This window comes from Lactococcus taiwanensis (assembly GCF_017068355.1).
Lineage (GTDB): Bacteria > Bacillota > Bacilli > Lactobacillales > Streptococcaceae > Lactococcus > Lactococcus taiwanensis.
The window spans coordinates 1,956,431-1,980,838 of the sequence record NZ_CP070872.1 but is presented as its reverse complement, the minus strand read 5'-3'; the positions used below and the strand labels follow the sequence as shown (position 1 = coordinate 1,980,838).

Below are 24,408 nucleotides of genomic sequence, written 5' to 3'. Positions count from 1 at the left end.
GATTGATATTATTAGACTAGTCGATATTATTGCGGAAGGGTAAAATTATAAGAAAATAAATAGCATAGAGAAAGGTTGGGATAGGATAATTTCGAAAAATGAAAAAATCAATAATATTTGCTATATTAGGGATTCTTCTTTTATCTAGTGCAACTCCAGTAGTTGCGGGAACTAATCCTGTGGTTTTAAATCAAGGTTTAATTACAAAATGCTTAGTGAGTAGTGATAGCTTATCTTCTCGAACCAGTGCTACTCCAGCCATTTATGATAGGACGTCAAGTGGTTCGAATGATTATGAAAGTCAAGAGCAAAAACCAAAAATCATCACTCCGACTGCGATTCAAACCAAAGGTGTTATAAATAATGTTAAAGGAGAAGTTACCGAATACGATTGTATCGCTTCTGGTACTTTTGGTACTTCGCCTTGGCGATTAGATACTGATGGAGTGTTGCACCTTCAAAGTGGAAAGTTTAGTTATAACAGTAATAAGGGAAGGATGCTCTCTCCTTGGAACGAATACGAAGATAAAATTAAGCAAATCACATTTGAAGGACTAGTAACAGCTTACTCAGACTCATCATATTTATTTGCAGATTTAGGAAGCTTGGTTCAAATTAATAATTTAAATTTATTTGATACCTCTCAAGTTACTAACATGTCAGGCATGTTTTTTTATCAGAGGACTAATAGTCATTTAATAGGCTTAGATTTGTCAAATTTTGATACTTCCAACGTTACAAACATGAGTAGCATGTTTTCTAAAGTAGAACTAGCTAATTTAAACCTATCAAACTTTGATACTTCCAACGTTACGAATATGAATAGCATGTTCTCGGGTGCAAGATTAGGCAGCTTGGATATATCAAGTTTTAGTACATCCAAAGTTATAGACATGAGCAGTATGTTTTCTAATATAGAACTAAACAGCTTAGATCTATCAAATTTTGATACAACTAATGTTACGGACATGAGTAGTATGTTTTCTGGTTCGAGACTAAGCAGCTTGGATGTATCAAATTTTAATACTTCAAAAGTTACTAATATGTCAGGCATGTTTATGAACAGTTCTGACAGTGATTTATCAGGATTAAAAGAGATAGATTTGTCAAGTTTTGATACCTCTAACGTTACTGTTATGTCTCGGATGTTTTTTAATTGTGGAGGACTAACAGGCTTAGATTTATCGACCTTTAATACCAGAAGAGTACAGAGTATGAAGGATATGTTCTCTTTTATCCCTCGTTATTTAAAAAAATTAACATTAGGACCTGATTTCATTTTTGGTAGTGGCGCAGGTTTGCAAGATATTACACGCTATACTCCTACAGGTAAATGGCAAAATGTAGGGACTGGTACAGAGAGCTCTCCTAATGGTAAAAACATTTGGTCATCTGGTGACTTAATGACCAATTATGATGGATCGAATGATGCTGATACTTATGTGTGGCAACCTAGTATGGGTAAGGCTGCTGATGTAACTATAAAATATATAAATGCGGATGGTTATGAGATTCATAAACCTCAAATCATCAGCGGGGATTTAGGAAAAACTTACGACGCTTCAGGAGATACTTATAAATTATCGATTGATGGATATACTTTGGATAGTACAAAACTTCCAGATAATGCAACTGGAACACTAAGTGATACAGCTCAAATTATAACATACAGATATAAAAAGAATAAGATGACTCCTTCTCCGGTAAAACCTCAGAAAGGAGACGATAAAAGCAAATCCTTCATTGCCCTGGCTTCTGGAGCAATTCTAACGCTATCTGTTAGTTCTTTAGCAATTATAATAAGAAAAAGAAAAGGTATACGAGATAAAAATTAGTATTTCATTTGTTGGTCCAAAAGCGGTTAGAGTGATACATAAACTGCTCAAAGACTGGTTTAAAAACCGAGAGAAATGCCTTTATTCCACTACCCCTCCCTTTGTAAGAGGGACGTTTTTTATATTCATAGATAATAGATAATAGAAAATTAGAATTAATATTTTTGATATTGATTAAACGAAGTCCTGGGTTGCAAACAGCGTTATTTGAATTTTCCTCAAAAAGTATAACGGATTCTGTACGTATTTATTCCAAGGTTCAAATTCAATACTTTGAACTTTTGGACATTGATAATCTCTCGAGAGTCTCAGATAATTAGTTAATGAATCCGTTAAGTTGAACTATAAAATACAAAAAATCAGCTCACAGATAATCATAGTTATGAACTATATATTAATATAAACCATAAAAAACTTACCCCTTGACTTTTTGTCGTTATCGACATATAATTATAGTATAAAGAATGAAGGAGATAAAAATAATGAATAAACAATTTAAAACACTTGATGATTTTTTAGGAACACATTTTATTTATACTTACGACAATGGATGGGAATATGAATGGTACGCTAAAAATGACCACACTGTAGATTATCGAATTCATGGTGGTATGGTTGCTGGAAGATGGGTCAAAGATCAAGAAGCAAACATTGTAATGTTAACTGAGGGAATTTATAAAATCTCTTGGACTGAACCTACTGGAACAGATGTAGCTTTAGATTTCTTACCTAATGAAAAAAAACTACATGGTACAATCTTCTTCCCTAAATGGGTAGAAGAACATCCAGAAATTACGGTAACATTCCAAAATGAACATATTTCTCTTATGGAAGAATCACGCGAAAAATATGAAACGTATCCTAAATTAGTTGTTCCTGAATTTGCAAACATAACTTATATGGGCGATGCTGGTCAGAATAATGAAGATGTTATTTCGGAAGCTCCATACGAAGGTATGCCTAACGATATTCGTAATGGCAACTATTTCGATAAAAACTATAAAAAAGTTAATAAAAATGCCTAGACCAAGAATTTTACCAAATATTATTTTAGGTTTACTCTCCAAAAATGGTAGGATGTCAGGGAAGGAGATGATTGAAGAATTCAAAAATGAAATTAGTGAGTTTTGGACCATCTCCCACAGTCAGCTCTATCCAGAATTGCAGCGGATGACAGATGAAGGAAGCATAAAGAGATTACTAAATGAAAATAATACTGATTCAAAGGTTATTCTTTATGAAATAACAGACTCAGGTCATTCCGTTCTATCTAACTGGCTCGAAGAAACGCTTACTGAAAAAAATGATAAATTAACTCCTTTGAAACTTTATTTTATTTCTAAGGCTTCATCTCCCCTTCTAAAAAGTATTTTAGAACAAGAGGAACAGCTTCATAAGAATAAACTAGAGCATCTAAAAGAAAGAAAATCACTCTTATTTTCTTCAGAAAAAAGTGTTGTGGATCAATTTGGTCATTTTTTAATCTTAGATCAAGCTATAGCCCGAGAGACCAGCTACTTAAATTGGATAGTAAGACGTTTATCAAAACTGTAAAAAGACCATGGAGGTCTTTTTTCTATGCCTCAGCAGTAATTGGATGTAGTAAAGGGTATGGAGAGTTCATAAATTCCTCCTAAGTTTTTCCATTCTTTGATAAAGAAGAGGCAATAATTAACAGGTTATAAATAATTATAAAAGGTAAAGTATAAATTATTGATTAATCAAATATAAGTTTATTGTTATTTTTATTATAATTTTTTAATAAAATGTAGTTTTTTATAATGTAATATTTAGAATACAATGATATAATATATTCAGAAATCGATTTCTAAATACATTATAGGAGCTTTTTATGAAAAAAATTGTTGCACTAACCTTTGGTACTACATTGTTATGTGGTCTATTAATTAATAGTCATGTTAATAACGTCAATGCTGATGAGATTGATTATAAGAGTTCACAAAGTTCATTAATCAATGAAACTAATAATCACTCCATGGGAGATCTTCTCAAAAAAGATGCAAACTTAAGAATTAATAAATATTCTGGAATTTCGGCGGAAGAAACAGGGCGACCATCTAAGGATTTTATTGATATCTCAAGTCATAATGGTGTAATTACCAAAGATGAGTTTCAAATAATGAAAAATAAATATGGTATTAAAGGGGTGGTAGTTAAATTAACGGAAGGAAATGTTTATCGAAATCCAGAAGCCCCAAAACAGATTGAAAATGCCAAAGCAGCAGGTTTAAAAGTGAGTGTTTATCATTTTAGTTGGTTCGACAGTACACAGGGTGCTATTGAGGAAGCTCAATATTTCCTAGACTATGCTAAAGAATTAAACTTAGACACGGATACCTCATTCGTTAATGATTATGAGACAGTCAGCAATCCTTTAGAGTTGGATCCAACATCTAATTCATTGAAATTTGCAGAAATTTTAAAATCTGAGGGGTACAACAATGTTTATCATTATTCTTCTAAATCTTGGTTTTCATCTGTATTAGACATGGAAAAACTGGGGGAAGAAAACTGTTGGGTTGCCGAATGGCCAATGAATCCTACGGAAAATAATCTCCTTAACACTGGAAACGCGTCTTGGCAGTGGGCTAGTGATCTTTACTTCCCAGAGCTAGGTGACAGTAGACATTTTGACATTAGTACTGACTATCTTAATGCATTTACTTGATTTTCTTAAGAAAAAACTACTAGAGTTTTATCACTAGTAGTTTTTATATTAAATCAAAAACAATTTGAATCATTAATATCAATAACTTAAGCAGAATTTACTTATCCGTATGATAGAAGTCACAAGTTATATACAAAAGATACCTTATTCGTGTATGTAGTCATATTAGGAAACGCAAATTTTGGTTTGCTAATCAGTGTGCTCACATTTATCGATTTGCTACTTTAAAAAATTGTAAAAATAAAAAAGCTGCTATTTAGCAGTTATTTTCATAATATATTCTAAATCTCTTTAATTCCAGATTGTAAAGCCTCTTTACCAGACTCTTTTAATATTTTATTAATTCTATTACGTTCAGTTTCTATGCGCTTTAACCCTTTTGAGAGTGTAGGCAAATCATTTGAAGTTAAGGAAATTCTTATAAATGGATCTGATTGTGATTGAGGAGAGAAACGTTCTGAATGATATATTCTAAAACCTAAAGATAAGGTGTAAGATTCAATAATATTCTGATTATCTTTATAAAATCCTTTGATTGGTATCGTTCTAAAAAATGGAAAGAAACTTTCAGGTTTTTTAAATTCCATTGAAGAAAAGACGTTATCAAAGATTTCATTTGCATTCTTTAATAATTGATATTTTTTTTCAATAATTTGATTTGCAACTGGTGAAGATAATATTTGACAAACGAGTTCCGTTTCTACTCTTGATGCACGTGCACCTGTCCCTAAAAGTGCTCTTTCAATTTTGAATTTCAAATTTTCTGGAAAAACCATAAAACCTACTCGAATACCACTGGAAATGAATTTAGTAGTGCTGGTTAGATAAATTGTATGGTTTGGTAAAAGAGATTGGAATGTTGGTAATGCTTTTCCTTGCTGATAGGTAACCATGAAGGAAAAGATATCGTCTTCAATTACATATAGATTTTCTTTTTCTATAACATTAGCGAGTTGTTTACGCCTATTTTCTGTAATCTGAAAACCAATTGGGTTATTACAAGATGGCATTAAAAAGATGCCTTTTATCTTTTTTTTGATGCACTCTATTTCAAGAGCCTCTGGGATCATTCCTTGTTCATCATATTCTATAGGAATCACCTCAATCTGAAGTAAGCGGGCAATTTCTAGAAAATTAGCATAGGTGTATCGGTCTGTTACAATTCTATCCCCAGCTTTAAACAGTGTTGATAGTACCGCTACAAGCCCATTTTGCACTCCATTTATAATTGCAACTTGATTTATTGATGTTGTTATTACACCTTGTGTCTTGAGCCAGTCTACGGCGATGTTCAAATGTTTATCATGAACTTCAAGGTTTCTATATTTAAGAAGTGTTTCAAGTTTTGTGTGATCACATAACTTTCTTATTGCTGGCATCAACAGCGTATCACATTCTCCAAATGAATCTACTAAACCAAAATCAACTATATCTTTTTTTAGATCGTACATGGATAGTAAAGGTATTTTATATGCATTAGGAGAAATGTATGTACCATCCCCTACTTTAGAGTATAAAATTCCTTTTTTTATACCATATTTATAGGCATGTCCTACGGTAGTAAAATTTATGTCCAAAAAATCGGCAAGGTCTCTTTGTGAAGGCAATTTTGTATTTTGTTCAATATTATTAGAGAGAATATCTGCCTGTAATATTTTAATCAAAGATTTATATATAGTTTTTTTTAGTAAGTCACGGTTCGGTTGCCAAGTTAATGGAAATTCTTCATACAAATTTATAGGCAAGGTTTACCTCCACTATTTATATAGTTTTCTTTTATTCTATCATAAATAAAGATAGGTACATTCCATACACAGAGACAGAAAATGTATTGCATACATTTTCTGTCTAAATAATCTGATAACTTTCCGAAAAGGTATAGTTTTTAGGACAAAAAAAGAAGCAAACGAGCTTCTTTTTTTATTTTCTTCGAGGTTTATTTTTAAGAGAGAATGTCAGTACGATACCAACTAAAACTGCTAAACCAAACAACGTTAAATATACTCCATTTGAAGCACCTGTTTGAGGTAAAACTTTTCTAGATTTATGTTCACTCATTTTATCGTTATTTTTGTGAGCTACAGTTTTTCCAGAAGTAGAAGAGGGATCACTTTTGCTGGCCTTAGGGAGATCAGTATTTTTACCATCATCTTTAGGTATATCTGGTGTGGGTTTAGGAGAAACTTTATCTTTCACAGTGACAGTCGCTGTAGAAGTAACTCCATCGTAAGTGTAAGTGACATCAAATGTTCCAGCTTTAGAAGTATCTGCTTGAGAATCATCGACCGTTACTTGACTAAAGTCGACAGGATTACCATCTTTATCGAGTGCAGAATCGAAGTTATCTTGAGCAGTCCAGTCATCGCCCACATAGATGGTAGAATTATGGACGTTGACTGCAGTTTGTTTATCTTTCACAGTGACAGTCGCTGTAGAAGTAACTCCATCGTAAGTGTAAGTGACATCAAATGTTCCAGCTTTAGAAGTATCTGCTTGAGAATCATCGACCGTTACTTGACTAAAGTCGACAGGATTACCATCTTTATCGAGTGCAGAATCGAAGTTATCTTGAGCAGTCCAGTCATCGCCCACATAGATGGTAGAATTATGGACGTTGACTGCAGTTTGTTTATCTTTCACAGTGACAGTTGCAGTAGAAGTCACACCATCATAAGTGTAAGTGACATCAAACGTCCCAGCTTTAGAAGTATCTGCTTGAGAATCATCGACCGTTACTTGACTAAAGTCGACAGGATTACCATCTTTATCGAGTGCAGAATCGAAGTTATCTTGAGCGCTCCAGTTGTCGCCCACATAGATGGTAGAGTTGTGGACGTTGACTGCAGTTTGTTTGTCTTTTACTGTGACAGTCGCTGTAGAAGTAACACCATCATAAGTGTAAGTGACATCAAACGTCCCAGCTTTAGAAGTATCTGCTTGAGAATCATCGACCGTTACTTGACTAAAGTCGACAGGATTACCATCTTTATCGAGTGCAGAATCGAAGTTATCTTGGGCAGTCCAGTTATCGCCCACATAGACTGTTGAATCGTGAACAATTACTGCAGTTTTATTCTCTTTTACTGTGATATTTGCGGCGGAAGATACACCATCTAAAGTATAGGTTACTGGATATGTTCCAGGTAAACTGGTATTGAGCTGACTATCATCAACTGTACCACCAGCAGAAATAAATTCATCGTAGTCAAGAACTTGTCCCTGACTAGAAGTAGCACTGTCGAAGTTATCTTTGGGATTCCAAGTATCTCCTGTGTAAATTTCAGAGTCATGAACATTCACGAGAACTTGCGATTGAGGTACAAATTTAAAGGATGAGTCGAATGTATTATAGGGCAAATTTAGAGAGCCAAACATTATTTTTTCTGATGAAGGTCCAGAAATACTAACTCTTCCATCAATTGTTGTGGTATTCTCTAAAGTACCATTAAAGATGAATTTAGAAGTATTAAACTCCCAATCTTGTGGTAGGTTAGTAATCTGCAAGCTATAGCCATCGGGAAGTATTGGGCCAGTTAAACTTTCTGACCCAACATTATTGGTATAAGCTAAAGAAGTGGAGGGGTGAGATTGAGTATTATAATAAAAATTAATTGACGACAGGTTAGGATTTTTTAGGACTTGTTCTAAGAAACGAAAATCTGAGGTATAAAAAGAGCTTAGTGGAAATGGCACTATTATATTAGTTAGACTAGTGGTAGTTATACCCGAAAGCACAGAGAGATTGAAAGAAGTGTTAGATAGCCTTAAAGAAGTGAGGTTTGGGAGCTGATTTATTTTAGATATTAATTCTGTAAAGTTTGACTCTGAGGAGATACTGTTGTTACCTGAGTCGGTAATTGTCTCTAGATTGGTTAGCTTCTCTAAACCTGTCCAATCGTTTATAGCTTCACCTGCTACAGTATGAAAATTCAGTTGTTTAATAGTTAACAAATCTGCCTCAGTAGGTTCATAGTCTGTAGATTGATTAAGTGTACTATTAATTAATTCACGCAAAACAGAATCGGGAACTATTGACTGATCTGCAGATTTAGTAGAACTTGCGTTGGAATCAGTAGGACTAGTAACCGCTAATGCTTGGGAGTTCTGCGGAATATCAGTTTCTTCTTTATCTGATGATGTAGTTAGTTTCGTATTAGTGGGTGCAGACATATCTTGAGTTTGTGCAAGTCCATTTATAGGCGCAGCAAGATATGTTGATAATAAAATCGCAATACTCATCACATGAATATCTTTTCTCATCTTTTCTCCTTTATTGTGTAATTATAATTTCCCGTATTGTAATTTATTGACTACATTATTATACTATATTCTAGGAAAAATTTATAGAGTATATTAAAATGTCCTGTAATTTTATTATTGACTTTTTTCTTGAGAAATATCTTTACTTATTTTGGAAAAATTATTGTTTCGTATACTTACAACAGGAGTAAACCGCACGGTTGAACCTTTCTTTAATTTTGAGTATGGAAAATTCGCAAAAACCCCACCTTTTATGAGATAAAAATTATAAGGCATACAATAATCATGGTTGAAAACGGATTCATTTATGGTAGAATTGTTTTGTGAAGTAAATAACATAAGAAAGGAGAAGCCCTATGCAATAGATACATAACAAATTTAATAATGATTGCAAGGAAATGTAAATCTCAGTATTTACTTACATAATAAGGAGAAACTATGAGAAAATTAATTTATATCACATGTATTCCAATTTTAGCGGGCGGAATATTTATTTCCTCTAACCAGATTTTAGCTGATTCGATTAATCAAAGTACAGGGAATAATACAAGCCAAACAGCGCAAATTAATACATCTGCTAGTACTGTCCCTTTTACCTTGCCTATGTCAAAAACTCATAGTAGTTCAACTTCTGTGCGCATTCCTCAACTCATGTACTATGAAAACTTCCAATCAGAAAATCCAATAAGGTATGGAAGTTTGGTTACAGAAGATAATAACTCGTTTGCACGAAGTGAATTAGGAAATGGCGGTACAAATCCAGTTCAGAGTTTGGAACTTAATAGACAGTCTCTCCAGTTTGAGCAAGGGAAAAAATATGTTATCTCTTTTGACTATAAGGCAACAGAACCTGGTGATTATAATCGTTTATCAGTAGAAATTCTTCCAGATCTAGCTCCTAACATCATACCTAATGACACGGAGGGGTATACTTGGCTTACACCAACTACTGAGTGGCAAACGGAATCATTTGAATTTACCTCGAAAAGTACAACCGATGCTGTACGTATTTCTTTTACGGGTGCAAATTCAATATTTGAAACTTTTGACATTGATAATATCTCGATAATCTCAGATAATTAGGTAATTAATCTATGAAGTTGAACTACAACATATAAACAGCTCATAACTTAACAGTTGTGAGCTCTTTTTTGTATGTTATAATTAAAGGAGAAAGAACAGCTCGTAACTTAGGGTTATTAATAGAGGTCAAAATATGAAAATTGGGTATGCACGTGTTAGCACTTTTGAACAAAAATTAGAGTCTCAAATTGAAATTTTAAAAGAAGCAGGAGCAGAAGAAGTTTTCCAAGAAAAATTTACGGGAACTACAGTTGAACGTCCACAATTTAATCAAGTACTAAAAAAATTAGCAAATGGGGATACTTTAATTGTGACAAAGTTAGACCGTTTAGCCAGAAATACTCGAGAAGTTTTAGAAATTGTCCAATCGTTATTTAATAGATGAATTAAGGTTCATATATTAAACATCGGTCTTATTGATAATACACCGACTGGTCAACTTATTTTTACCATCTTCAGTGCTTTTGCACAGTTTGAAAGGGACCTTATTGTAACAAGGACGCAGGAAGGAAAAAACTTTGCTAAAATTCATGATCCCAACTTTCGGGAGGGTCGTCCACAAAAATTTACTGAAGAGCAAATACAATTTGCTTATGAGTTGAAGCAACAAGGGATGACTTATAAGATGATTGAGCGGAAAACTGGCATAAGTATTGCTACTCAAAAAAGAAGATTTATGAAGGTCGCAAAAAAATAAATCTATTGACAAAGAATATTGAAATGATATAATTTAGTTAACGAAGATTTGTGGGAGTGGTATCTCACAAGGTAAACCGAGGAACTGCGAATTCCTCGGTTTTTTTATACAAAAAACACTCAGTTCTGCGAAACTGAGTGAATGTGGACTAATGGCGCTTATGTCGGTATTTTAACCAATCCTTGACCAGCTCAAGGATTACTCCAACCACAATAGGAGCGACTACTGATACGAAGATTTGCAGAAGCATTATCTCACCCCCTCCCTAAGGCATTTCTGCATTGGTAAGGTGCGCCATTGTTTATTATATCATATAAGATACTACCATAAATCAAATTAATCATTCAAAGATAAGTTCCCTAAAAGAATAGGACCACAATATGAAAGTGAGTTCAGCATGAAATATTATTATTAGGATTTTATAAGAAATTTCTTTTTAGACAGCATTGTTTAAATTTTTTAATACTGCCACATGGGCATAACTCATTTCTCCAATTGTTTTATTAGCTTTCGTTGCTTGTTGAACTAGTCTTTTTGCGCTAGATAATCCAATAGTTTTCAGATTTGGTAATTCATCCTCTGAAATATCTGCTATATTAAATTTTATAAATTTTATTTTTTTAAACACTTTTTTTGATTGAAGTAATCAATTAAATATCTATCGTGTTCTCCATTCCATAACAATGAAGACAAAGTTGAATCTTTTCTAACTTCATATGGAGTTTCGAAAATTCGGTCTTGATGGACACAACACGCATACCCAGGGGCTCCATCGGTTCTTTCAGAGCATTTAATCAACAATTCACGTTTTAATTCTTCTTGCATTGTCAACATTGTATCTATTCTATTGGAAAACTCTTGCTTACTTTCTGTTGATAAATCCAAAAAGTAGTAAGTAAAAAGCAGCTACAAATTATAGAAATGCGGTAACACAGTAATTTCTAATGAATAAATAAAGAGCCACAAATGCTGTGGCTCTTTATTTATTAAGTAACATTTCAAGGATTAAGTTAGAAATAGGTGCTATTACGATCTGAGCATCATTCCTTGAAATATATAGGGGAAATATAGAGCACTACAAGGTTAAGGCTCTAATATGGACAATCTAACAAAAAATATTGTCCAATACATCATATAATAACAGTATTAGGATTATATAACAATACTTTTGTCATTTTTAATTATTAGGCATACATTTTAAGATCTTTTTTATTGTGTAAAATATAACTTATTAATAAGATAAAATCTGATATAATTAATTCAGGAGTGACATATGATTTTTTTTACGATAATTTTGATAATAGTTGCAGTTATAGTTTTCTTCATTAGGTTTCAAGATTTTGTAGATTTTGGAAGCGGAAAGACACCTAGTCAGGTTTTGGAAGAGGAGAGTAAATCTATTAGTGATATTGAGGTGATTCCAGAAGCTAAGGATAATAAGGCGGATGCTTTAAAGAAGAAAAAAGAAGATTTTGAAAAAAAGTTTCCACCTGTAAAATGGAGAGTATCTCGGTATCCGACAGACTTTTATGATGGCTTAGAGTTTTACTTTGATAATGAATATGAAGCTCAAAAATTAGCAAAAGGTTTAAAGTCAGATATGAATGATAGAAAAGATTATTTTAAACCTGGTAGAGTAGAAGTAAAAAGAGTTGAAAGAATTGGTAATGAGAGAAGCTCTTCTATTTATTACCGCTGAAATATGTAAGAAAAGCTACTAGCCTTATAAAATAGGTTAGTAGCTTTTTTGTTTTTAGTGACTAAGTAATATTAGTAAGCAATTTCTTGTTGATTTGCAAGTTCATTGAATACTGTGATTGCTTTATCATATAAGTTGTAGGATAAATTGTAGGCTTCGAGGAAGTCGTAAATTTTAATAACTTGAATAACATCAAATTGTGAAATATAGTCAATGGCACAACTTCTTAAATTACCGTTAAACATGGGCTGCTTTTCTTCTTCACAGTCAAGGTTTTCGCAGATGTTTTCAATTTCCTTAATATAAGTTATAGAAGTTTCAAAAGGACAGCCAGAAACTTCTATAAAATTCGGGAAATAGTTTGCATTTCCACCTTGTTCTATGTAAATTTCCCAAAGCAAAAGGATAGCTTCTTTGTTAGCTCTTTTTTCTTCATGACTTAGTATATCGTTGTCACAATGTCTTTGTTTATCTTTATATTTAGCATGAATAAGTTCGTGGGCAAGAATAAAAGGTGTAATACTTACTGGATCATAGACACCAATGCACTTTTCACAATTGATAATAGCATATTGATCTAGAGTGGTTGGGTTCATAACTATACCTAAACGTTCAATATTTAAGAGGATAAGGTCAAGAAGTTCATCTTTAGTCATAAATTAGCCCTTCAAGCGGTCTCCAAAAATTTCTTTAATTTTTTGTTTATCGTGGTCGGATATAGGTTTCCCACCAAAAGATAGCCACTCATCCCAATTGATGTCATCATCAGAAGTAAGGTCTTCAAGGTCAACAGGTTCTTTTATAGATTTTTTTGAGTCAGTATTTCCTAAAAGATAATCAGTACTTACATTAAAGTATTCTGCAATCTCATTTAGTCGTGTAGCGGTAGGATTATTTTTTTTGTAATTATACATAGAGTTTTTAGCCATACCTAGGTCTTTCTCAATTTGAGCAAAAGATTTCCCTTTTTCTTTGGCTAATTTTTGTAGCTTTTCATAGAACATTATATTTTCTCCAAAAAAGATGAGTTTATTCTTGACAAAGTTAATGAAATATATTAAACTGTATATAGTTAATGAAATTCATTAACAGAGAGATACAAAAAGAAGCGGAAGCGCGCTGAGGCAACTCCCACTAAAATGTTAATTTAATAACTTCGAACATTATTATTTTAACATTTTTAAAGGAGATTAGTCAATGCAAGTTATCAGCTTTAATCTAACTTTGAAATAGAAGCGAGCCTGAGGGGGAGATACATACCGCATAGCAGGAGGAATCTGAGTAAGGCGACGCTATATAAAAAAGACCAAAGCGAGAGAAAGAGGGTTCTGGTCATACTAATTAAGGTTTTATTTAATCTTTAAAATCTTAATAGTATAAAGAGTTATTGCCTGCGTAAAGACAATAAACAAGTTATTAAAAAAATAAAATTAGCCAAAAGGCTTTTTTTTTTATTTAATAATTAGAGAATTTAGAAAATCTATCTTGTAATATTAAAGTGCTAGTAGATGTGTTGAGACTATCTGCTGGAGGTTAATTTTATTTAAGATAGATTTTTTTATGGGAATATAACTTAATAGGCTAGAGTGGTCGCTTTTATAAGTGATTATATTGGTTCGATTCCAATTATTCCCTTTATAAAAAAGAATGGAGTATTTTTTATGGAAAGTTTTTCTGAACGACTTATCTATCTGAGAAACAGTCACAATCTAACCCCGAAAGAAGTAAGAGAGGCTATGGAACTTTCACCTGCGACTTACAGTCGCTACGAGAAAGGGCTGAGGGTTCCTAATAATGAGATGATACTGAATTTTGCTATGTTTTATGAAGTATCGCCTATGTACATGTTAGGATTTAGTCATCTTCAAAATGGGGAAGATTTTTTATTAGATGTCTTAGAAGAAATTGAATCTGAAGATACACCTGAAGGGCTCAAAGCAAAATATGCTTTAAAAGAATATAGGAAAAAATTTGCTGAGTAATTAATATGATAGAAGTTATTAGTTTAGGAAATGGTGTCATTTATCATCAATGAATTTAGTTCTTTGTGATATAATTAATTTGAAAATTATTTAGAGTATTAAGGAGAGTATTATGAAATTAAGTAAAAAAATTGTTGCATTGGGAGCTATCGCAACTCTTGGTCTTGTTGGGAGTGTTACAACAGCTCATGCTTCAGCTGATACAAGCGTTCCAATGTATCGAGTTTATAACCCCAATTCGGGTGAGCATTTCTATACAAAGAGTGCTTATGAAAAATCAAGTTTAGTAAGTCGCGGCTGGCGTTACGAGGGTATTGGTTGGAATGCTCCTACTAGCGGTTCTGCGGTATACCGAGTTTATAACCCCAATTCGGGTGAGCATTTCTACACAAAGAGTGCCTATGAGAAATCAGTTTTAGTAAGTCGTGGTTGGCGTTATGAAGGAGTTGAATGGCATACTGGAAACTCAGGAACCCCACTATATCGAGTTTATAATCCCAATTCAGGCGAACACTTTTATACAAAGAGTGCTTATGAAAAATCAAGTTTAGTAAGTCATGGTTGGCGCTATGAAGGTATTGCATGGTATGGGGTTTCTAGTCAATCAGTACAAAAATATCAGTATGTCGGTTGGGTTTCTGTTGATGGAGTTCGTAAGTACCAAAAAGTATGTAATTCTGTAAAGGAAGCAGATGCTTATGTTAATGCTGCACTGAACTCAAAAGAAGTTATTGATCTGGGTTATGACCATGAAATTGGTTATGGGGTTTATACAGTTGATAAGTAATAAAGCTGTATAAAAATAATAGAAATATGACCTAAACAAGTCATTAAAAGGTTTAAATTTTTTCTTAATACTCCTGAAAAACACCTTCTTTCCAATTGGAAGGTGTTTTTGTATGCGAACGATTATTACGGTTGAATTGGGTTCAAATCCCGACGTTCGCTTTGTAATAGAATGTATGACCGAAAAGTCGGTAAACTAAAAAAGAAAAAGAGAGGAAACATGCTCGAAAAAGTGAAAGATATACCACCCAAAATACTGATAGTTAACGGCAAACAAAAGCAATGGCTTCGAAATCATCCTGATTTTGGGGCTTTTTTAGAAAAATTTAAAGAGGAGGGCTAACATGGCTCAATTAACAACTGCTAAAACCCCAGTAAAAGGGTTTACTAAAGATGGGAAGATTTTTGTATCTCCTAACTATAAGACAATTGCACGTACAAAAGAAGTTCCTGAACATCACGTATTTGTGGGTATGGGGGCAGGACAAAAGAATTTTCTTGTTGTAACTTACGATAACTTACCTTCGCAAGAAGTGTTGGCGAAATCTGCAGTCCGTGGTCGTTTGGAGTTGGATGTTGATTATATTGTATTAATTGATTTTAATTATCCTGAAAATGGGGTAACTAAAAATCAAGCTGCGGCTCTTGTTGAGGGCTTTAAAATTAAAGGAGAAAAATAACTATGGCAAAGTACGGAATTGAAGCGTTTAAAGATAACAAACCAGTTGGTTATCCAATCAATGCAAAGGAAACTTACGGCACATTGACCTTTACAGGTTCTGAAGTTCGAAACAAATTTATCTATGTTGATGCTGAAGGTGAAGTTCATGATGAACAAAATGCTCAAGGAACATGGGAAGCGAAAGATACAGGACAGCCTGAAAGTAAATATATTATGGCTTACTCAACTAAAACGTTGGATGTGATGGATATTCGTGTCCCGCTTGACTTTGATGTTGATAGTCTAGAGTTTGACCAAGAGTTAGAATTGGTTGGTGCTGTGGTAACAATTGGTAACTCTGAAAAAGAACAAAAGGTTATTACTCGAAACGGGGAACAAATTAGAACTGTTCCATGTAAAGTCTTCCCTGTTCAGGTAGAAGGTGTGCATGTAAAAGATTCAAAGGTTACTGATCAGTCCAATCAAAATCAAGCTAAAAATGACCAACCATCTAAAGCCAAAGGGTAAGGTGAATTAGATGAAGCGATTATTTGCGAAAGGTCATAGAGTTAGAAATAGGGATAAGCTGATTCCCTATTGGCTTGCTACTATTGTAGCTTTGCCCTTTATACTGTTTATTGGAGGTGTTGCTTTTGGTTTATATCTGAAGCTACAAAATCAATGGATGGTGTTTGGGATTGTAGTGTTTGCTCTTGTATTAATATCAGCCCTTATTGTATATCGGCTTTATTTACTACTTTTGAGCAGAAATAAATTTTATATTCATCGTTATAGAGAATACCTTCTGTGGCGATTTTTATTTCAAAATGGGCTATATTTCACCAAAAAATCAGGTGGGAACGCTACAAATACGACACCTAGAATAAAATTTCCTAAGGTGTATTTAAAACAGGGAAAGTACACTTTATCAGCTTCCTTTCAACTCGAAGGAATTAAGTTTCAAGACCGCTTTTTAAGTATTGGTGGTCAGCTAGAAACAATGTTTTCAGCGGATATGATGGGAAGTGTGGATGATAAAGCTTTTATCACTTACAACTATGCGATTGATTCAATTAGAGGTCGTATTTCTGCTAAAGATGTTATTGCTACAATTTCAGAAGGTGTGAAGCTTTCAGAAGGTGTTTATTGGGATTTTGTTCATGACCCTCACTTATTGATTGCAGGGGGTACAGGTGGCGGTAAAACGGTATTTTTACGCTCTCTTTTAGTTGGTTTATTGCGTTTGGGTAGAGTAGAGATATTAGACCCTAAACAGGCGGATTTTGTACCACTTAATGAGTTGAAGGTATTAAAGGGGCGTGTGACTTGGGAAACTGAAGAAATGGGTCAATGCTTGATAGACCTTAATCATCAGATGAATGAACGATATCAACTCATGCGTAAATGTTCAAAAGAGCGAGGTGAAAAGGAACTAGGTGCTTTTTATAAGTATGATTTAAAGCCAGTGTTCATTATGACTGATGAATTACCCTCTTTTATCTCAGCCTTAGAAGATTTACCGCAGGGATCGTTGGTTAATTACATGGAAGTAATGAGTGCTTTAAAACAACTTACCTTAAAAGGACGTCAAGCGGGGTTCTATTTGGTTATTGCTACTCAAAATGTAAAAGCGGATGATTTGCCCTCTACGATTAAAGATAATATGATGCTACGTATTACGCTCGGCCGTGTCTCTTCGTATACTTATGCGACTTTATTTGGTGAAGAAAATAAAGACAAGAAATTTAAGTATGTAGAGAAGATTGGCGCTAACCGCATATTCGGTAGGGGCTATTATGGTATTTTTGGTGGACCTGCAAAAGAGTTTTTTGCTCCTTTGCTTCCTAATCCAAAAGTTTTTGATTTCTATACAGATTTTGAAAGCTTACCACGGATTGAAGAAGAAAAAATAAAAAATCAGGTTGAAGAAAAACGATTTTTACAAGCTGAAGTATTAGAAAAGTTAAATATTACTAGAAGTACTTTAAAGAAAATTGAGTCTCTTTTACAGGATAACCAATTTCCACTAGGAGGTAATGGTTATTCTAAAAAGGAATTAGATTTACTTAAAAGAATTTTGCTTGAACGTGAAGAAACAGGCGACACACTGCGTGATGCGGTAAGTAACGTAATATCTACACTCATGTAAACACTTGAGCGCTCCTGTTGGCTTCATTCCGCTGTAATGACAAGTGGAATAGCAATAAAAAAAGTTATCCTTTACTTGTCCTAAACGCTGATAAGATGAGCGGAGTGAGCGTAAGCGAAACGAAGCGAGTCTGAAGCGGGAAGGCTAGTAAAGGTCTTTTTTTATTGCGTTAAATGGAGCGCAGGAGTTCGAGGAAATGAAGCTGTACAGGAGATGAACAGGGTAGCCGAAGGCTACCTTGTTCAAAGCGTCCTGTACCCCGTCGAGTAACACGGGGTACAGGTAGTACACAAAGCTAGTCAACCGCACGGTTAAGCAAATAAAACTGTGAACTTTATATTTTTTAAAAAAATAACTTAGAAACATAAGGAATTACTCATGGAACTGGCGAAAGTTCGTAAATCATTTGGTCTTTCACAAAATGATATTGTGAAAATAACAGGTTTGTCTAAATCAATGGTTTCAATGATTGACAAGGGTGAAAGACAGTTAAGTACTGAAAAAGAAGAATTAATAGTGAATTATCTTCACCGAAAACCAAAAGCAGATATTACGGCGATGGTTGACTATTTAGTGATTCGATTAAAAACCTTAAATTATAAAAAGGTAATTAATGAAGTGCTAAAAATTCCTGATTATCATTTTGAACAAGGACAGTCTGGAGGTAATGGTTATCCCTTTCGCGTTGAATATGGTGAAATAAAAGTTTTTTATCATAACGAAAATATTGATATGGGAACTCGGATAGAATTTAAAGGAGGTGCGTGTCGTTTATTTGAAACTTTTTTAGAAGAACAAGATAGGACGTGGCAGGACTTTTTAAAAGATGTGATTGATTACTCCTATGAAGCAACTAAACTTAATGGTGTTTATGATGCTATTGAAGCAAGAAATTTTTTAAAATTTAAAAGGTTTGATATTGCCTTGGATGAACGGTTCAATAAAAAAGGTAATTATCGGTTAATGGACTTGTGGGAAAAAGTCAGAAATGGTCAGATTGAGATGAAACTCAAAGGATTTCGTCCTGAGGAAGATTTTAAAATGTCTGATGGATTTTTAAAATCTTTGGGAATTTCATTGTATTTTGGCTCAATTCAAGGTTTTATTCGGTTTAATTTCTATGAGAAAGACCGAGAACAGGCTTTTAGAAGGAACATTTCCGTAGAAGATGTACAAGAAATTTTTGGTTATAAAAATCGTTATGAAATACGTTTAAAAGATGATAAAGCTTATCAGGTGATAGCGGACTTTGTAGGTTGGCAGAAAGCACCTGAAACACTTTATGATTTAGGGGTGGGTATTATCATGGATTATTTACAAGTTTTTGATGAAACAGGTCGTCCTGATCGCTCTTGGTATGAAGTTTTTGGTCAAGGAAAGAAGTATAAATTCATCACTCAACCTAAAATTGAATCGTTGGAAAAGCGGAGAGCGTGGTTTGACCGCCAATTAAAAAGGTCATTGTATATTGAAGAACGGATTGCACGTGAAACAGGTCGTTCTTACGTTGGAGAGTTGGTTTCTGAGTATGAACCTGACGACGAAGACGAGAAAATTATTAGACGTGATGTTGAACGGATAAAAAATCGTGATTTTGAGCATGAAGCAAGAAGTACACCCGAAGGGCAGGAATTTTTAAAGGCTCTTGGGAAACAATAACTTAAAGTGAGGACTGAGGATGAATAAAGCACAGCGAAATTATGGTGACCAACTACGACAACATATTATTAGTCGTGTTAATCTTCCTGAAGCGCAAATTTTAAGAATGAAAATTGATGCTCTATCAACGTACCACTATTTGCCTGATAGTGAAATTTACCGAGAATATATAAAGAAAGCAAGGAAATACTCTGTTGATCAACGTTTGAAATGGATAAAAAAGTATATCAAAGAGTATGATTTATTGCTTCGACAAGGCTTTTCACCAACGGTAGAGGAATAACTAAAGAATAGTGAAAGAAAGTAAAAGGTAAATCATATGGCTTACAACAAAAAAGAAATGCAAACAAAACTCCAAACATTGGGTTCGTTAATGGAAACTCATAAGTATAGTGAAGCTTGGTCAATTGCAGGTGAAATCAATAGTATTTTTAAAGCTAATAAAGATACTATGACAGGTACTGACTATGAGGCGATTATTCTACTCTCCGAGCTTACTATGCGGTAAATAAGCAAGTTGAAGCAGTGAATAAGCGTGCGTACGCAATGGGTAAAAAAGCTCAAGAGATTCAACTCTGAAAAATTAAAGGGTGGGGGTGAAAAGCCTTGTCTAAGCAATAAAGTAGAACTGCCTTCATTCATGGTGGTGCAAAAGAAAGGAAACTCACCATGAGTGAGAATAAGTAATATGACAGTAAAAGTTAAAAGTAAAGAACGTCCACGTATTGATATTAAACTTCATAAACCACTTGAAAAAGAATTTTATGATGTTCAAATTATCTTTCGTGACAATAAAGTACAAGCATGGTATAGATTAAATGAAAATGAGGTGATGTGGTTATGTGAAAAATATAGCCCTATTTCTACCCCGTTGTCAGTTGCGATAGCTCCTCGATTTTTACCTAAAAGTCATATTGAAAAGCCTAACTGGGAGAGTAGAAAAGGATGAAAAAATATGAGGAATAAAGAATAGGTAGGTAGATGTTTTGAGTATAAAGAGAGTGTTAATTATTTGCTTTTTAATTATATTAAATTTTGCATGTCCGTATTTGTATGTTTACTTACCACCACTTTTAGGAATAGTATTGCTGATAATTCAATTATTTTTATCTGTAACTATTTTAGTGCTGAATCATAAATTTAATAATTACTGAAAATGCTTGTCCGAAACGACAATAAACTAGTCGCTTAAACTGTCAGTCATGGCGGTTTTTTTATTTTGCAAAATAAAAAAGGAGACTTTTACAAATGGGTAAAAAGAAAAATTTACTTAAAGTGTTGACTACTGAAAAGAAAGTCACAAATTGGAAAATGCACAAACGCAAAAAAGCGATGGTCTTTGGTGCAAGCGTCTTAGCTATTGGTCTTGGTACAGCGGGTTTGATTTATGCGAACGCTCAAAGTACAGCTTCGGCTGCTAGCCTACCTACTGATACAACAGTCAATTGGGAAAATAACAAACCCCTCTATTATGAAATAGACCAAAATGGGGTTGAACACCCAAAACCAATGCTTACGCTTGCTGATGGAACGCCTGCATGGTGTTTGGGTCTTGGTGTACCGCTTCCTAATAACACAACACAAGCTCAGTATGATGCAACTAACGCAATTCTAAATGCACTAGATAAAGAACAAATTGCCGTTTTAAATAATGTGGCTTATCTTGCACAAAAAGATGGTTCGCTTTTAGCTTATGCTGAAGCCCAACATGCAACCTATATCTTACTTGATGAAGCAGGTGTTTCTCAAAATCAAACGAAAGATTTGATTGTTAAAGATAACACGCTGTTAAATGATGCTAATGCTATTAAAACAGGAGCTAATAATTTAATCACTGAAGCTAAGAAAATGACGATGCTCCCTAGTTTCAATGGCTCAACAGTTAACTTGATTCAAGGTGCTGAAAAAACTGTTACTGATACTAACGGTGTCCTATCTAACTTTCCATACTTTAAGAGTAATGTTGATGGGGTATCGCAAACTTCCTCAGGAAATGATTTAAAAATAAAGGCTGATATTTCAAGCAAATTAGGTTTGTTCTCAAAAGCGCTACAATTTCAAAATAAGCCTATGGATTCTGCTGATCTTCCGTATTACGTATTTTCAACTGATGGGGATAGCTCAGGCAAAAACAGTCAGTCAGTTATCGCAACTAAAGACCCTTCAAAGGCAAACGGCTCTCTCAATATTAATATTATTGGACTTGGAGAAATCAAAGCAACCAAAGTCTCTGCGAACTCTAAATTTGATACAAAATTGATGGCAGGGGCTGAATATAGCTTCTTTTATAAAGATGGTTCACCTGTTAAATGGACTGATGGTCAATCAGGTTATGCCATTACTGCCACAAATGGTACAAAAGCTAATAATACTAATGTTGTCCTTAAAGTGGGTGAAGATGGTACATTTGGGGTTAAAAACCTTCAAAATGATAAAGCATACTACTTTGTAGAAACAAAAGCACCTAAAGGATTTGCCCTTGATGAAACCAAACATGCTTTCAGCTTTGATGAAAATTCATCCTTTAATACTGCTACAAGTAACTACCATGTGGACGGTGAATCTAAAGAAACACCAACAGGTTCTACAACGCTTCAAAAACTGGATGCTGACACAAATACCACTGAGACACAAGGTGAAGCGAAGTGGGATGGTGTTGTTTACGGACTTTTCAATACAAAGGATGATAGCCCTGTTAAATGGACAGATGGCTTAAAAGCTTTACCAATTGCCATCACAAACGGTACAAAAGCTAGTGACACTAATGTAGAATTGAGTCTTGATAAAGATAATAAAGTCGGTGTTCAAAATCTCAACTTAGCAAGCAACGACCAGTATTACTGGAAAGAAGTGCGAACGTCTGAAGGCTATTCACTATCAACTAAGAAAATTCCTGTCAACTTTACAGGTAAAGAAAGTGTTGATGTGACAACCAATGACTTTGCGAACAATCAAAAGGCACAAGACAAGGTACTCGCTTTCCAATTGCGCTTTTGGAAAGCACAAAGTGTTAACGATTCTCTAACTGGTCTTGATGGTGCAGGGTTTACACTTACACCTCAAAATGGGACAAAAGGAAAAGCCATCAAAGCCGTTTCAAAATCAAGTACTGATTCCGATGGCTTTACTAAAAATGGTTTTGTTCTCTTTGATGGAAAAGCCAATGTTGCAGCAGGAAATGCGAATGCGGACGGTTTAGCTATTGGGGATTATCTCTTAGAAGAAACGGATGTTCCAAAAGGCACACAAGCTATTAATCCAATCTCTGTCACAAGCACACCTGAGCTTAATAAAGATGGTTCGCCTAAGTCTTACACAGTCGTCCTTAAAGACACAGTCACAGGTCAACAAATTTCATCTACGACTATCGAAGCAGATAAGCTAACAGATAACAATTTGATGTTTAAGCTTGATCTTGGTACATTGACAGATAAACCAACTGACAAAGTTAAACCAACTATTGAAACAAAGGCTAAAACAGCAGATGGAAATCAAGTCGTTGACCTGACAGAAGTTTCAAAAGAAACCCCGCTGACAGATGTTATTACGTTAACTAATGGTGAACTTGGTGATAAGTATCTCGGTCATCTTCACCGCCTTGTTAAAGATAAAGATGGCGAAATTCTTGACGATAAAGTTGTCTCTGACCAAACGGTGACACTGGATGCTGAAGCAGTTGAAAGTCAAAGTATAAAACTGACAGCTAAAGTTGATACGACCAAAGACAGTAAAGAAAAGGCTGAAAATACAGTATCGTATGTTTGGACTGGTGAACTTTTTGATGATGAACAGGACATCAAAGTAGATACACCTGAAGCGACTCATGATGATTTAAATAATACCAAACAAACCCTAACAGTTGAAAAAGCGCCAACGATTAAAACGAAGGCTCATACTGAAGATGGTAACCAAACCATTGAAAAAGTAGAAGTTTCAACGAAAACTCCAGTTTATGATGATGTCATCTTCACTAATGCAGAAAAAGGTGACCAAATGGTCGCACAACTTCACCGTATTGTAACAGATAAAGAGGGTAAGGAAACTGAATCTAAAGTCGTCTCTACCCTTAACTTTACAGTAGATGATTTCACTGTCAAAGAACAAGAAAAGAAGATTGAAACTGAAATTGATACTACTAAAGACAAGGATGTAGCTAAAGGCTCAACTGTTACCTATGTTTGGACTGAGGAATTGTTTGATGAAGGTACAAATCCGAAAACAGATAAGCCTGAAGCTGAACACAATGATTTGAAAAATCAAGACCAAACCTTGACTGTTGAAGAAGTTCCTGCTCCAACGATTAAGACGAAAGCTCACAGTAAAGATGGTGACCAAAAAATTGAAAATGCAGAAATTTCAACTAAAACACCAGTTTATGATGATGTCGTCTTTACCAATGCAGAAAAAGGTGACCAAATGGTCGCACAACTTCACCGTATCGTAACGGATAAAGATGGTAAGGAAACTGAATCTAAAGTCATTTCTACCCTTAACTTTACAGTAGATGATTTCACTGTCAAAGAACAAGAAAAGAAAATTGAAACTGAAATCGACACAACCAAAGATAAGGATGTTCCAGAAAGTTCAACGGTTACTTATGTTTGGACTGAAGAATTGTTTGATGAAGGTACAAATCCGAAAACAGATAAGCCTGAAGCTGAACACAATGACTTGAAGAACAAAGACCAAACCTTGACTGTGGTATATAATAAACCAACCGCTACTAGTGCTACACCAACTAAAGGGGTTATGCCAAAAACGGGAGAAAGTAATAATCCTTGGGTTGCCTATGCAGGTGCTGCAGTAATTATCCTTGCCCTTGGAACAGGTGGGGTTTACTACTATAAGAAAAATAAAGCAACTGGAGAATAAAAAACTAATTAGGGTTAGGGATGTTTAAAATAATCA

General features: G+C 34.3%; 23 protein-coding genes and 2 pseudogenes. 18 read left to right on the top strand and 7 right to left on the bottom strand.

Translation table 11 applies throughout. From position 1 onward, the window contains the following. Positions 1-98 precede the first annotated feature (98 nt). The 4 genes from JW886_RS09760 (at position 99) to JW886_RS09745 (ending at position 4,524) form a co-directional block, all read left to right on the top strand. Complete coding sequence (locus JW886_RS09760; RefSeq protein ID WP_205871997.1) at positions 99-1,835, top strand: BspA family leucine-rich repeat surface protein; 1,737 nt, start codon at positions 99-101, stop codon at positions 1,833-1,835. 482 nt (positions 1,836-2,317) lie between these two features. Further along, entirely contained in the window at positions 2,318-2,860 is a 543-nt protein-coding gene (locus JW886_RS09755; protein ID WP_205871996.1) for a phenolic acid decarboxylase, read from the top strand. Next, positions 2,811-3,389 carry a PadR family transcriptional regulator gene (locus tag JW886_RS09750; protein WP_338092709.1) on the top strand — a complete coding sequence of 193 codons (579 nt, stop codon included), beginning with the start codon at positions 2,811-2,813 and terminating at the stop codon, positions 3,387-3,389. Before JW886_RS09755 ends, JW886_RS09750 begins: the two co-directional genes overlap by 50 nt. Positions 3,390-3,687: 298 nt before the next feature. After that, the gene (locus tag JW886_RS09745) at positions 3,688-4,524 is read left to right on the top strand and encodes a GH25 family lysozyme (RefSeq protein ID WP_241003769.1); all 837 of its coding nucleotides are present in this window, start codon (positions 3,688-3,690) and stop codon (positions 4,522-4,524) included. A gap of 281 nt (positions 4,525-4,805) precedes the next feature. On the opposite strand, the gene JW886_RS09740 is transcribed toward JW886_RS09745, so the two are convergent. After that, on the bottom strand, positions 4,806-6,269 hold the full coding sequence (locus tag JW886_RS09740) for an aminotransferase-like domain-containing protein (RefSeq protein ID WP_205871995.1): 1,464 nt from the start codon (positions 6,267-6,269) through the stop codon (positions 4,806-4,808). A 175-nt stretch (positions 6,270-6,444) separates the two neighbouring features. Continuing rightward, positions 6,445-8,784 carry a bacterial Ig-like domain-containing protein gene (locus tag JW886_RS09735; protein WP_205871994.1) on the bottom strand — a complete coding sequence of 780 codons (2,340 nt, stop codon included), beginning with the start codon at positions 8,782-8,784 and terminating at the stop codon, positions 6,445-6,447. 438 nt (positions 8,785-9,222) lie between these two features. Here JW886_RS09735 and JW886_RS09730 point away from each other — a divergent pair, with 438 nt between their 5' ends. Beyond that, positions 9,223-9,867: a carbohydrate binding domain-containing protein gene (locus JW886_RS09730; RefSeq protein ID WP_205871993.1), complete on the top strand. Its 645-nt coding sequence runs from the start codon at positions 9,223-9,225 to the stop codon at positions 9,865-9,867. Positions 9,868-10,000: 133 nt separating this feature from the next. Continuing rightward, positions 10,001-10,564, top strand: a pseudogene (locus JW886_RS09725) (recombinase family protein). 148 nt (positions 10,565-10,712) lie between these two features. On the opposite strand, the gene JW886_RS09720 reads toward JW886_RS09725, so the two are convergent. From JW886_RS09720 to JW886_RS09710, 3 genes and pseudogenes are all read right to left on the bottom strand, one after another. After that, on the bottom strand, positions 10,713-10,814 hold the full coding sequence (locus JW886_RS09720; RefSeq protein WP_117518185.1) for a type I toxin-antitoxin system Fst family toxin: 102 nt from the start codon (positions 10,812-10,814) through the stop codon (positions 10,713-10,715). Positions 10,815-10,983: 169 nt separating this feature from the next. After that, a pseudogene (locus JW886_RS09955) lies at positions 10,984-11,031 on the bottom strand (hypothetical protein); the annotation flags it as partial. A gap of 145 nt (positions 11,032-11,176) precedes the next feature. Continuing rightward, the gene (locus JW886_RS09710; RefSeq protein WP_205871992.1) at positions 11,177-11,389 is read right to left on the bottom strand and encodes a hypothetical protein; all 213 of its coding nucleotides are present in this window, start codon (positions 11,387-11,389) and stop codon (positions 11,177-11,179) included. 448 nt (positions 11,390-11,837) lie between these two features. Between JW886_RS09710 and JW886_RS09705 the strand changes: the two genes are divergently transcribed. After that, positions 11,838-12,263 (top strand): hypothetical protein, encoded by a 426-nt coding sequence (locus tag JW886_RS09705; RefSeq protein WP_205871991.1) that lies wholly within the window; start codon positions 11,838-11,840, stop codon positions 12,261-12,263. 71 nt (positions 12,264-12,334) lie between these two features. On the opposite strand, the gene JW886_RS09700 is transcribed toward JW886_RS09705, so the two are convergent. Continuing rightward, positions 12,335-12,919 carry a hypothetical protein gene (locus JW886_RS09700; RefSeq protein ID WP_205871990.1) on the bottom strand — a complete coding sequence of 195 codons (585 nt, stop codon included), beginning with the start codon at positions 12,917-12,919 and terminating at the stop codon, positions 12,335-12,337. A gap of 3 nt (positions 12,920-12,922) precedes the next feature. Then, positions 12,923-13,267 carry a helix-turn-helix domain-containing protein gene (locus JW886_RS09695; protein WP_205871989.1) on the bottom strand — a complete coding sequence of 115 codons (345 nt, stop codon included), beginning with the start codon at positions 13,265-13,267 and terminating at the stop codon, positions 12,923-12,925. 657 nt (positions 13,268-13,924) lie between these two features. Here JW886_RS09695 and JW886_RS09690 point away from each other — a divergent pair. The 11 genes from JW886_RS09690 to JW886_RS09895 all read left to right on the top strand — a co-directional run bounded on the left by JW886_RS09690 (position 13,925) and on the right by JW886_RS09895 (position 24,372). Further along, on the top strand, positions 13,925-14,245 hold the full coding sequence (locus tag JW886_RS09690) for a helix-turn-helix domain-containing protein (RefSeq protein WP_205871988.1): 321 nt from the start codon (positions 13,925-13,927) through the stop codon (positions 14,243-14,245). Positions 14,246-14,357: 112 nt separating this feature from the next. After that, positions 14,358-15,032 carry a hypothetical protein gene (locus tag JW886_RS09685; RefSeq protein WP_205871987.1) on the top strand — a complete coding sequence of 225 codons (675 nt, stop codon included), beginning with the start codon at positions 14,358-14,360 and terminating at the stop codon, positions 15,030-15,032. A 219-nt stretch (positions 15,033-15,251) separates the two neighbouring features. Further along, complete coding sequence (locus JW886_RS09925; protein ID WP_277395110.1) at positions 15,252-15,374, top strand: hypothetical protein; 123 nt, start codon at positions 15,252-15,254, stop codon at positions 15,372-15,374. A gap of 1 nt (position 15,375) precedes the next feature. Continuing rightward, positions 15,376-15,711, top strand: a complete 336-nt coding sequence (locus JW886_RS09680; RefSeq protein WP_205871986.1) for a hypothetical protein — start codon at positions 15,376-15,378, stop codon at positions 15,709-15,711. Positions 15,712-15,713: 2 nt separating this feature from the next. Continuing rightward, on the top strand, positions 15,714-16,220 hold the full coding sequence (locus JW886_RS09675; protein WP_205871985.1) for a DUF961 domain-containing protein: 507 nt from the start codon (positions 15,714-15,716) through the stop codon (positions 16,218-16,220). A gap of 10 nt (positions 16,221-16,230) precedes the next feature. Then, a complete protein-coding gene (locus JW886_RS09670; RefSeq protein ID WP_205871984.1) occupies positions 16,231-17,841 on the top strand; it encodes an FtsK/SpoIIIE domain-containing protein in 1,611 nt (536 codons plus the stop codon). Between the two features lie 378 nt (positions 17,842-18,219). Next, complete coding sequence (locus JW886_RS09665) at positions 18,220-19,500, top strand: replication initiation factor domain-containing protein (protein ID WP_205871983.1); 1,281 nt, start codon at positions 18,220-18,222, stop codon at positions 19,498-19,500. 19 nt (positions 19,501-19,519) lie between these two features. Next, a complete protein-coding gene (locus JW886_RS09660; protein ID WP_205871982.1) occupies positions 19,520-19,783 on the top strand; it encodes a hypothetical protein in 264 nt (87 codons plus the stop codon). Positions 19,784-19,819: 36 nt separating this feature from the next. Further along, entirely contained in the window at positions 19,820-20,008 is a 189-nt protein-coding gene (locus JW886_RS09655; RefSeq protein ID WP_241003767.1) for a hypothetical protein, read from the top strand. A gap of 180 nt (positions 20,009-20,188) precedes the next feature. Next, a complete protein-coding gene (locus JW886_RS09650; protein WP_205871981.1) occupies positions 20,189-20,449 on the top strand; it encodes a histidinol-phosphate/aromatic aminotransferase and cobyric acid decarboxylase in 261 nt (86 codons plus the stop codon). Between the two features lie 299 nt (positions 20,450-20,748). Then, positions 20,749-24,372 carry a SpaA isopeptide-forming pilin-related protein gene (locus tag JW886_RS09895; protein ID WP_241003766.1) on the top strand — a complete coding sequence of 1,208 codons (3,624 nt, stop codon included), beginning with the start codon at positions 20,749-20,751 and terminating at the stop codon, positions 24,370-24,372. The last annotated feature ends 36 nt before the right edge of the window (positions 24,373-24,408 follow it).